This is a genomic window from Acidovorax facilis, assembly GCF_023913775.1.
GTDB classification, from domain to species: domain Bacteria; phylum Pseudomonadota; class Gammaproteobacteria; order Burkholderiales; family Burkholderiaceae_C; genus Acidovorax; species Acidovorax facilis.
Genome location: NZ_JAMXAX010000259.1, coordinates 1 through 2031, shown reverse-complemented (window position 1 = coordinate 2031; position 2031 = coordinate 1). Strand labels below are relative to the sequence as shown.

At 61.5% G+C, this 2031-nt stretch carries 2 protein-coding genes and 1 pseudogene; 1 reads left to right on the top strand and 2 read right to left on the bottom strand.

The window, feature by feature from the left end; translation table 11 throughout:
• Positions 1-56: 56 nt before the first annotated feature.
• Both NFX52_RS29945 and NFX52_RS29940 read right to left on the bottom strand, forming a co-directional pair.
• Positions 57-485, bottom strand: coding sequence for a hypothetical protein (locus NFX52_RS29945; RefSeq protein ID WP_055396096.1), 429 nt, complete (start codon positions 483-485; stop codon positions 57-59).
• Positions 486-636: 151 nt separating this feature from the next.
• The gene (locus NFX52_RS29940) at positions 637-1116 is read right to left on the bottom strand and encodes a hypothetical protein (protein WP_252635988.1); all 480 of its coding nucleotides are present in this window, start codon (positions 1114-1116) and stop codon (positions 637-639) included.
• 517 nt (positions 1117-1633) lie between these two features.
• Here NFX52_RS29940 and NFX52_RS29935 point away from each other — a divergent pair.
• Positions 1634-1903, top strand: a pseudogene (locus NFX52_RS29935) (response regulator); the annotation flags it as partial.
• Positions 1904-2031 lie beyond the last annotated feature (128 nt).

The window sequence follows — 2031 nt, the reverse complement described above, 5'->3', positions numbered from 1 at the left end:
ACGGGGTGGGCGGCATGTTCTCTCTCCTGGCGGCCGGGCGCTTGGCGCCAGGCCTGTTACTTGCATATATTGACGAGATCGCCACGCAGCACCACCACCTGCGGCGCCTGGTTGGGGCCGTATTTGGCCGAGCCCGTGGTGTTGGCCGACACGGTGTTGCTGCCCACCTCTTGGACGCAGGTCTTTTGCATGCCCTGTGCGTTGGCGGTGGTGACCACGTCGTTGTTGGTCAGCACGCCGGTGGTGTCGTCCGAGAAGGCCTTGGCTTCGTAGCGGGCGATGCGGGCGCGCAGCCACGATGGCATGGTGTTGCTGCCGTCCAGCCCTGTCGAGGCGGCCACGGGCCCTGTGGGCTGCATCTGTACTGAGAGCTTTTTGGTCAGGACGACCGGGTCCTCCCCGGGGGCCTGCGACCGCGCGAGGCCCGGCATCAGGGCACAGGCCATCAGCAGGGTTGCACATGGCGCCAGAAAACGTGTGTTCATGGAACACCTCCTATGGTGAGAATGAGGGGCCCACCCGCGCTGCTCTTTGCAGCCTTGCCGGTGTGCCCCTGGCACGAACTCATTCGGGCACAGATGTGCTGCCGGAATCAGACCCTCGCAGGTCTATTCACCAGCCGAGCTGGCGGCGATCTCAGTAGGGCCAGCCGGTGGGCTTGGTGGGCTGGCAGGTGAAGCAGGCGTTGTTGGAGGCAATGTTTTGCACCGCCTTGCTGTTGCTGCCGCTGGAGAGGTTGTTGACCGACGAGTTGATCATCGAGGTGAATTGGCTGGAGTTGCCAATGATGGTGACTTCGCCCACGTTGGAGGACAGGTTCTGGCTGGCGTAGGCTTCGCTGCCGCTGCCGCTGGCGGTGTTGGTCACGTTCCCGCCAGAGCCCGTCACCGTCTGGGTCGAGTTGCCACTGATGGTGACGTTGCCGGTGTTGGAGGCGAGGTTCTGAAAGGCTTCGCTCTTGGAGCCCGTCGAGTTGTTGTTGACGGACACCGATGTCAGGGACACCGACTGCGTGGAATTGCCGGTGATGGTGATGTCCGGAGTGGAAGGGACCGGACCGGTGGCCATGGCGGCGGAGGCGATGACGCTGAGCGTGATGAAAGCAAGGGTTTTCATGACAGATCCTTCAAGGATGACTTCTACACTGGCTGCAACCGCAGCGAACCTGCGATGCAGAGGGGGTTGGACGGCGCTGTCTGGTCTGGTCTTTTGAGGGGCCGGTGGCCATGGGGCGCTGTCGGGGTTCAGTGTCTGGTCCGATGCGATTTGTGCGAATACGCCGAGCGGGCTACCTCATACAGCGGAGCGGTTCAACCCTTGGGCCCGCGCAAAGCCTTGACCAGCAAGGCTTGGCAGTCCGCACAACAGGAGGCAGCCCGAAGAAAATCAGGTAGTAACCAATTGCTACTTGGGCAACAGTGATAAATATATTTGGACCCTGTGGCTTATTTGGCGCACTCTGTGCGCTGCCGTACAGAAGGGCATGAGGGCGTTGGAGAACATGCATGCAAACGCAAGAGTTGCATGCAGATGCGTCAACCGACAGACCCAGTCCGTCGGGGCCCACCACCACGTCCGCAGGAGTTCACCCATGAGCAGCAGTTGGCAGGTCGATACACCATCGCAAACGTTGATGTCGTCAGCGTTGCTCTCGCCGCAGAGTGCGCGCGGCCTTGCATCGCTACCGTCGGGCCAGTTTGAAACGTATTCCAATCCGCCCTCGGTCTGGCCCGCCTTTCTCACGGGGCAGGAGGCCAACCCGGTGCGGGTCTTGTTGGTGGATGACGATCCGCACATCCGCCTGGTGATTGCACAGGAGCTCATGGCCGATGCCCGCACCCTGCTGGTGGCGCAGGCGGGCAGCGTTCGTGAGGGGCGCAAGGCCATCAAGAACCATGAGTTCGGGGAGTGTCAGAAAGTTTGTGTGTGAGGCATAGCATGTCGACTTGGAGCATGAATGCCACGCAAGAAGAAAACAGAAGCCCCTACGGGCAATACGGCGCAGCCGCAATTCTCAGCCGCAGCGCTTGA